The sequence below is a fragment of the Methanohalophilus sp. genome (assembly GCF_030156785.1).
Taxonomy (GTDB): domain Archaea; phylum Halobacteriota; class Methanosarcinia; order Methanosarcinales; family Methanosarcinaceae; genus Methanohalophilus.
Genome location: NZ_JASGLW010000011.1, coordinates 56523 through 64993, shown reverse-complemented (window position 1 = coordinate 64993; position 8471 = coordinate 56523). Strand labels below are relative to the sequence as shown.

Sequence of the window (8471 nt, the reverse complement as noted above, 5' to 3'; positions counted from 1 at the left end):
AGATATTTCAGAATAATTGACTGGGAAACAGGCAAATGGAACAATAATAAGAACAAATTTTATCGAAGTTCTGGAAGAGGAACGTTTATCAGAATCCTCAGTATATGTCTTATCTGGGCAGCATCTATATCAGAAAAATGAGACTGAAAGTAAAAGTTCCTGAATTACTTGCTCCTGTGGGTAACCGGGATTCGCTGGTTGCAGCCGTGGAAGATGGTGCTGATGCTATCTATATGGGATGTAATTTATTCAGTGCCCGGGCTTATGCAACCAATTTTTCCGAAGAAGAACTTGAAGAAGCAATTGATTTTGCCCATGTAAGGGGAGTAAAGGCCTATGTCACTGTCAACACTTTGATAAAAGACATTGAATTCGAAGATGCTTTTGATTTGCTTCATAAGATTTGCAATATGGGCGCCGACGCTGTAATTGTACAGGATATAGGTCTTCTCAATGAAGTCCGATCAAGGTATCCGGAACTGCCAGTACATGCAAGTACCCAGATGACCGCACACAATATACCATCGGTTGAAATGCTTGCGGAAATGGGAGTAAAACGAGTTGTACTCTCACGGGAAATGAGTCTGGATTCCATCAAAAAACTGAAAGAATCATGTGGGATCGAAGTCGAGATTTTTGTTCATGGTGCCCTTTGCATCTGCTATTCAGGACAATGTTTGATGAGCAGTATGATAGGAGGCAGGAGCGGGAACCGTGGCTACTGTGCCCAGCCTTGTCGTCGTAAGTACGGATTAACCAGAAATGGTCAGGAAATTGAAACAAAGGGCGATTACCTGCTAAGCCCCAAGGATCTCTGTGCAGCCTCCCTTATTCCTGAGTTAATAGAAGCGGGAGTGGATTCTTTTAAGATAGAAGGCCGGATGAAAAGACCGGAATATGTAGCGGGTGTTGTGCGCATTTATCGCACTCTTATTGATAGGTATATGGAAAATCCCGACTCCTATTATGTGTCAGAAGGTGAGGCAGAGGATTTAATGCAGTTATTCAATCGTGGTTTTACTTCTGCTTACCTTGAAGGCAAAAGTCGTGGTATGATGAGCAGGGAATACCCTGCAAATCGTGGATTGGAGCTGGGTAAGGTTATTGGTTACAATCGTAATCACGGACGGGTCAGGGTAAAATTAAAACGTTCATTGACACAGGGTGACGGTATATCCATCGGAGAAACAGGATATCATGCAACTGCAATTTTTCGTAATGGGAAAAGAGTTAAGAAAGCTTTTCCAGAAGATATTGTTGAAATCTTGTCTCCTTTGGTGAAAAAAGAAAGAATTGTTTTCAAAACATCCGATTCATCCCAGATGGATGTGCTTCAGAAAACTTATTCTTCACCACATCCCCTGAGAAAAATTCCTATTGACATTGAGGCTAGAATTAAAGCAGGAATACCTCTTGAAATCCGAATGAGGGATAAGGATTCACTGTCGGTTCTTGTTTCCTCTGATTTCGATGTGGAAGAAGCAAAAAGTCATCCAATAACTCCTGAAAAGATCGAAGAGCAATTGAACAAACTTGGAAATACAGTATTTGAAGCTCACAACATTGATGTGAAACTTGAAGGCAATGTTTTTGTTCCACTAAAAGCAATCAATAATCTCCGGAATGAAGCTGCCGAAAAACTTGCTAAGATGCGTTCAGAAATATATCACAGGGATTGTAGACGACCTGCTCTTCCTAATATCCCAATTAATTTTCATGAGAGGGATATTTTACTGGCAGTTGCTGTATCCTCCCTAAAAGGTGTTGAAGAGGCAGTGCTTGCTGGGGCAAATGCCATATATTTAGATAGATTTTCAGAACTGGACTTTAAAAGGGCTTTATTTTTATGCCGGAAGCACGATTGTAAGCTTTACCTCTTCACTCCCCGGATTGTCATGGATTCCGAAATGGCGGATGTTCTTAAAATCCTTGATATGTCTTCAGAATGCGACGGCATTGTGGCATCCAATGCAGCAGTTCTCAATATGGCAAGCCAGAGAAAAATTCCGATGATAGCTGATTCAACGCTGAATATATTCAATCGCTATTCATCTTCGTTCCTGAAAGGAAAAGGCTGTATTTTATCCACAGTCTCACCGGAATTGACCCTTAAGGAAATCAATGAAATCGCCATATCGTTTGAATCGGAGGCAATAGTTGAAGGCAGGTTGGAGCTGATGGTTTCCGAGTATTGCCTGCTTGCGGAACTTCTTGGGTGCAGAGGTCCTTCGGAGAGTGCATGCAAAAAGGCAAGATATGAGTTTGTTGATGAGAAGGGCTTTTCCTTCCCAGTTATTACCGATGAGCATTGCAGAACTCATATTCTTAATTCAAAAAAGCTCAGTATGCTTGGAAAGCTGCAGGATCTCATAGACACGGGGGTGAGCAGTATCCGCATTGATGCCAGATGGGATGAGAATAATATCAAAGGAGTGATTGCAGCCTACAGAAAAGCCCTGGATACGGGAAAAATAGTGGAGAGAAAGGGCAATGTCTACACAAGAGGTCACTATTACAGGGGTGTTCTATGAAGGTATTTCTTTCTGGTTCGATTCGTGGCGGAAGACAGAAGCTCTCAACGTACCGGACGATGACAAAGATTATAGAAGAATTGGGTCATGAAATTACCAGCTATCATGTTGCAGATCCATATGTAGAAAAAAAAGAAGTAACAATGCCGGAATCGGAAATTTTCAGTCGGGATATACATCTTCTCGACAGGAGTGACTGTATGGTTGCGGAAGTATCAGTTGCTTCAACAGGTGTGGGGTATGAGGTATGTTCTGCTCTTCATAGGGAACTTCCCGTGTTATGTGTTTACGAAGAAGGTTCAATGGTTTCGGCTATGATTCTGGGGAACACAAATGCACATCTCAGGGTGGAAGCTTATTCAGATTTTTGGGAACTGGAACAAATCATCAGTAAATTCTTTTTATCCATCATAGGCAAATAATAAATATTGAACGTGCGTATTTTAATACATGGTTGGAGCTGAGATACTTCTCGTCCTGGTTGCTATAATCGTAGCATTGGTAATATATAAAACTCTCAAGACTGTTAAAAGCCTTATAGTTAACACCGCAGTCGGTCTGGCAATTATTTTTGGGGGTAATATAATCTTAGGGCTGGGAATCTCGTATTCGGCAGTGGTAATTCTCACCTGTGCAATTGGAGGTCCGATTGGTGCTTTTCTGATTATACTTCTTGAATATCTTGGGATTTTCAGCTTTTAAGCATTTTTCATTGCAACAAAGAAAATTGAATGGCGGGAATATCTCTTCCCATGAAAAATCTTTTCCTTTTTTTCTTCCTTAAAATCAATATACTCAAAACTCCAAAACAGTTCTTTAAGTTCATCTTTTGTAAAATAGTGGTAAATTATTCCATTTTTCCTGGCAAAGGTGTGAGGTTCAATTTCATCTCCACCGTAGCGGAAATCATCTCTCCCAAAGGCTTCTAAAAAAAGGATACCTTCCGGCTTGAGAACCCGCGTGATTTCATCTGCCGTTTCTTTTCTTTCGTTTTCCAGAAGATGTTGCAGGACTCCTGTGCAAAGCACCGCGTCGAAGGATTCATCTCTGAAGGGAATATGTGTGGCACTTGAGTGAAACAGGGGCAGCGAAATGTTCCTGTCTTCTGCTTTTTTTTCCAATTTTCCCAAGGCGGTAATGGAAACATCTGTTCCGAATATCTCATATTTTTTTGAAAGGGGAAGACAGTATCTCCCCTTGCCGCATCCCAGGTCCAGAATCCTCGAATTATCCTAAAGCAGACCTTTGATTTCAGGTAGATTACGTGCTTCTGTCCAGCGCACGTGTCTGTGTTCTTCTTCCCAGGCATCAAAATGCGGTCTATTTGTCATGGGCGGAAATCGGCAGCTTCAGCAAATCTTTTGACAAGGAAATCTTTCTCAAGGGATGAAAGGAACCAGCCTGCTTTTGGTCCGGAAGCCTGTCCGAGGACTGAAATATATATTGCCTTAAAGAGAGTTTTCGGGCTGAGTGAGAGTTCATCCACGCCGAGGATTTCCTTAATCCTTTTGTGAAGCTCTCCGTTTTCTTCCTTTGCAGAGTAGATGAGGTTGTGATAATCCTCTCCGTCCAGTTCGTCGGCATCCTGCAGGAATTCTGCCATGGCTTTCAGGAATGCCCGTTGTTCATCCGAGAGGGTGGCAGCAATTGGCGGGATGTTTTCCTGAACACTGAATTTGACCATGTCAGGAGCAAACATGTCCAGCCATGAAGCCACGTTGTCGGCCAGTTCCTTGATACACTTTTCCTTTTCAGCATCATAACCGGCACGTCTCACTATTTTCATTATTTTATCAAAGTCACCATGTGCAACCTGGTAAATGGTGGTCATGTGCTTGAACGGGATGTCAGTGTGGCAGAGGCCGGAGGCGTGGGAAAGCCTCAGCACGGTTTTGTCATATTCCGAAAGTTTGTCGGCGGAGTGGAGGCGTTCAAAATTATCCACGAGTGTAAGCAGCGGTATTGCCGGATCGAACCTTATGTGTTTTTCGGGTTTTGTGCGGATGATCAGGTATCTCAGTACTTCTGGTGGTACAACTTTCAACATGTCCGAGATGGATACGACCACACCTGTGGATGACGACATTGCACCCTCCTTTCCCAGCATTATCCATTCGTAGATGATGGGTTTTGGGGGTTCATATCCGAATATTTCTTTAGAGATTCTCTTGCCGGTATCGTAGGAACCGCCACGGGAAGCGTGGTCCTTTCCGAAGGGTTCCACTGTAACACCAAACATCTTCCATTTGGCGGGCCAGTCAACACGCCAGGTGAGTTTTCCTCCTCCTGCCATTGAGACGGTGCCATTGGAGCCGCATGAACATGAGTAGTTAACAGTTTCATCATCAATATTAAATCCTGTTACGGTGGTTGTATCCATTTTCCCACACTCATTGCATATGGGGTTGAAAGGACTCCATTCAGGGTCAACTTCTTTTCCTGAAACTTTCAGGAGAATCTTTGCAATCTCATTCCTTTTCAGAAGGGCTGTTTTTATTGCTTCTGTAAATTTTCCGCTCTTGTAAAGTTCATCGGCTTTGTAGACAGTAGGGTGGATCCCCAGTTTTTCAAGTCCTTCAAGAAACGGTTTCAGGAAATGATCAGCATAGTTTTCGCATTCTCCGCAGGGGCAGGGGATTTCGGATATAGGTTTTCCCACATGTTCTGCAAAGCTTTCCGGAAGAAACGGGTAAACTTTCCGTAGTGGGTCGAAATTGTCTGCCATGTAGATAAGCTCAACGTCAGCATCGCGTTCAAGAAGTACTCTGTATACAGCATCTGCGGTTACTACTTCCCGCATATTTCCAATGTGGATGTGACCTGAAGGAGTGATGCCTGTGGACACAATATGCCTGTTTCCATGCTCAAGGACATCATCAGCTACTACTTCTGCCCAATGTTTTATATCTGCCATAAAATTCACCATTTTGGTATGATTATGAATAAATTACAAAGAAAAAATCCATTTATTACTTTAGGACTGCGGTTAGGATTCATCTTAAAGTGTTTTGTGCCTCTCATGGGAAATCAGGATTTGATAAGATTATTTATTTCCCCTAATACTTTGCCATGAACCGCAGTATATTCGTCTAAAGGTTCAATTCTCTTAAGGTGGTTTTCGGATCTATCTGGCTGCTGAAATAAATATGGAACATATTTGCTACAAGGCTTTTTTCGTTTTTTCCTTCACCATATCCTCTGGTGGTTTTTATATTTAAAAATGGTGCAATAATAATGGGCTAATAGCACTGAAGATGGTCGAAAGTATTGCAGAAAACGCTGTCAGACACTCAAACTGTGAAGTACTCGTTGTACATTAATTCCGGCTTACCATTGTGTAATATATTTATAGAGGAATATAGGAGTAGTCCATATGATCCCCAAAAAAGCGTTTTTGACCAGAGGCACAGGCGTCCACAGGGATAAGCTTGCCTCATTCGAACTTGCACTGAGAGACGCAGGGATTGAAAAATTCAACCTTGTATGTGTATCAAGCATCCTTCCCCCGAGCTGTAAGGTTGTCACACAAGAAGAAGGACTTAAATACCTAAGTCCCGGCGAAATCGTCTATTGTGTTCTTGCCAGAAATCAGACCAATGAGCCGCATCGTTTGATAGCATCTGCAATAGGAACCGCCATACCCCAGAATGAGGAAAACTATGGCTACATTTCCGAACACAGTTCATTCGGGGAAGATGAGGATACTGCCGGTATGTATGCCGAGGATATCGCAGCAACCATGCTTGCAACAACGCTTGGAATAGAATTTGATGTGGATTCCGCATGGCAGGAGAGGGAACAGATTTACAAGGCAAGCGGGCACATCTTCAATACAACTCACATCTGTCAGGTTGCGAAAGGGAACAAGAACGGTCTATGGACCACGGTAGTTGCAGCCATGGTCTTTGTGGAATAATCAGTCAACAATATCGGTCCTGATTTCTTCAAGGTCACAGAAGTCAGACCTGAAGTTGTATGCGCCAGCATTGATGAAAGTAATTGCATCCCCAATTACCGGTTTTTTATCAAGGTAGACCCGGTACCTGAATAAATCCATTGAACATGGAGTGCATCCTTTGATAACAAAAGGTTCGCCGGATTTGTTGTCAAGCTCTCCTTCAACACGTAGTTTAACCGGAACAAGAATCGCATCCATATCACTGTTGTAAACGGAAGCATTAACGATGATATTGTTGTCATAAACACCGGTCACATACGTGACAAGTTTCCCTGCAGGAGCAGCTATAAATCGTCCCGGTTCAATCATCAACTGCACGTTTTTCTTATGAAGATAATCCCTGAAATCGGCAATGCGCTTGAATATCCCGCCAATGACATCAGCATTACTGTTTGCATATTGTGAGGGCAATCCGCCACCTATATTAAGTACATCAATGGCATCGATGGTTTCCCGGGACAGTACATCTTCAATATCCCGTTGCAGTTTCCATTCGCTGACATTCTGGGTTTTCCTGTGGAAATGGACTCCAAGTTTCCCGATTTTCGGGTTATCCCTTAATTCTCCGATGCGACGGTTGATAACTGCAGAAGGCATGCCAAATACAAAATAGCGTTCTGTACGAAGGGATTTTTCCCTCAGCTTGAGACGCAGCATGAGATTGATTTTCCAATCCCTGTTTTTAAGGGTTTTAAGTAGAAGATCAAGGTCAAACTCGTTGTCCACCACAAAATAGCGGATTCCCCGCCTGTAAAGCCCTTCAATCTGATCTGGTGTCCACCCCTGTGCAAGGAATATTATCCTTGACATGTCCCGGATGTGCTTGAGTTCATTTTCCATGTGGACACTGAAAAAGCTTTCAGTATTATCCTCAAGAATGTGGCTGACTTTCTGGTTGGTTTTGGAACTATAGGATACAATATCAGCAATTTCGCTTACCTTGTGGTATTGCTCAAGAACAGCTTTTTTGGAAATGATGAATTTGGGTTCAGGAACGGTCATTTAGATCTCCGGATATGTTTTTTAGTTTTTCAACAGCCCTTCGCTATCGAGTTCGTCCAGTGCCCTGATCATAGCAAGAGGGAAAGTAATGCTAACATCTCCGATGACAGTTGCCACATCACTTTCATCCTTTACTTTACCCCAGGATTTTGCTTCACTGGTATTCGCACCGGACATACTACCGGAAGTGCGATGTGCCGTAGTCATGTAAACAGCATATTCTGCACCGCCGTTGAGCAACGTGGAAAGAATGGCATGATGTTTGGAAATGGAGCCACCAAGTGCAATTACTCCTTTTCTATCGTCATAGCTTGTTGCATACAGAATATTTCCGAAGTCCTTAACCACATCTACCATGAAATCAGGATGATCCTGCTGGAAAAGGTAAAGGTGAAATCCAAAAGCTCCGTCTGTAATTGCTGGGCAGAATATCGGGACATCGTTTTTTGCAGCCTGATACAGAATGGACTGGGAATCCTCCAGCAATAAGCCGATTTCCCTGAGCATTCCGGAAACAGTCCATCGTTTCTGTTTTTCGTACAGTTTTCCGAGGATATCGGTAATCAAATCCTCGAAATTCATGTAGCTTTCATTCTGGATCAGGAGGTTTCCCACACGGTTGATCCCCTGCTCATGAAGTTCCACATCGTCCGTCTGGAAATCCCCTATCCTGAAAACTTCTCCTGTGGCTTTCATAATGTCTTCTTCAAGCCCGCCTACTGTTGTAACAATAACATCGGCAATTCCCAGTTCAATAAGCTGTGCAAAAAATCCCCGAAGTCCGGATGTAACCATGTTGGATGTAAATGTGAGGAAGATTTTAGCAGAATCCTTTTTCATTTTAATTATAACATCTGATGCCCGCTGCAATTCAACACTCTGGAATCCTACATGCTCATAGGAATCAACCAATTCCGAGACACGCATATCTTTTTTCCATCGAAGATCTTTTACCCTTACCATTAGTAATCACGATTGTG

General features: G+C 42.8%; 8 protein-coding genes. 4 read left to right on the top strand and 4 right to left on the bottom strand.

Annotated features, from left to right (window positions below; translation table 11 throughout):
• Nucleotides 1-137: 137 nt before the first annotated feature.
• From PWQ49_RS07225 to PWQ49_RS07215, 3 genes are read left to right on the top strand one after another with little or no spacing between them, the layout of a single operon-like run.
• Nucleotides 138-2531, top strand: coding sequence for a U32 family peptidase (locus PWQ49_RS07225; RefSeq protein ID WP_300609423.1), 2394 nt, complete (start codon nt 138-140; stop codon nt 2529-2531).
• A complete protein-coding gene (locus PWQ49_RS07220; protein WP_300609421.1) occupies nt 2528-2953 on the top strand; it encodes a nucleoside 2-deoxyribosyltransferase in 426 nt (141 codons plus the stop codon). Before PWQ49_RS07225 ends, PWQ49_RS07220 begins: the two co-directional genes overlap by 4 nt.
• A 28-nt stretch (nt 2954-2981) precedes the next feature.
• A complete protein-coding gene (locus PWQ49_RS07215; protein WP_300609419.1) occupies nt 2982-3233 on the top strand; it encodes a pro-sigmaK processing inhibitor BofA family protein in 252 nt (83 codons plus the stop codon).
• Here the strand turns inward: PWQ49_RS07215 and PWQ49_RS07210 are convergent.
• Together PWQ49_RS07210 and lysS are read right to left on the bottom strand one after the other, a co-directional pair.
• Nucleotides 3230-3748, bottom strand: coding sequence for a class I SAM-dependent methyltransferase (locus PWQ49_RS07210; protein WP_300609439.1), 519 nt, complete (start codon nt 3746-3748; stop codon nt 3230-3232). The two genes, PWQ49_RS07215 and PWQ49_RS07210, sit on opposite strands and share 4 nt — an antisense overlap.
• A gap of 110 nt (nt 3749-3858) precedes the next feature.
• Nucleotides 3859-5445, bottom strand: coding sequence for a lysine--tRNA ligase (lysS, locus tag PWQ49_RS07205; protein ID WP_300609417.1), 1587 nt, complete (start codon nt 5443-5445; stop codon nt 3859-3861).
• Nucleotides 5446-5904: 459 nt separating this feature from the next.
• On the opposite strand from lysS, the gene PWQ49_RS07200 reads away from it, so the two are divergent.
• Complete coding sequence (locus tag PWQ49_RS07200) at nt 5905-6447, top strand: arginine decarboxylase, pyruvoyl-dependent (protein ID WP_300609415.1); 543 nt, start codon at nt 5905-5907, stop codon at nt 6445-6447.
• On the opposite strand, the gene PWQ49_RS07195 is transcribed toward PWQ49_RS07200, so the two are convergent.
• Nucleotides 6448-7491 carry a decarboxylase gene (locus PWQ49_RS07195; protein WP_300609413.1) on the bottom strand — a complete coding sequence of 348 codons (1044 nt, stop codon included), beginning with the start codon at nt 7489-7491 and terminating at the stop codon, nt 6448-6450.
• Nucleotides 7492-7512: 21 nt separating this feature from the next.
• Complete coding sequence (locus PWQ49_RS07190; protein WP_300609411.1) at nt 7513-8454, bottom strand: deoxyhypusine synthase family protein; 942 nt, start codon at nt 8452-8454, stop codon at nt 7513-7515.
• Between the last annotated feature and the right edge of the window lie 17 nt (nt 8455-8471).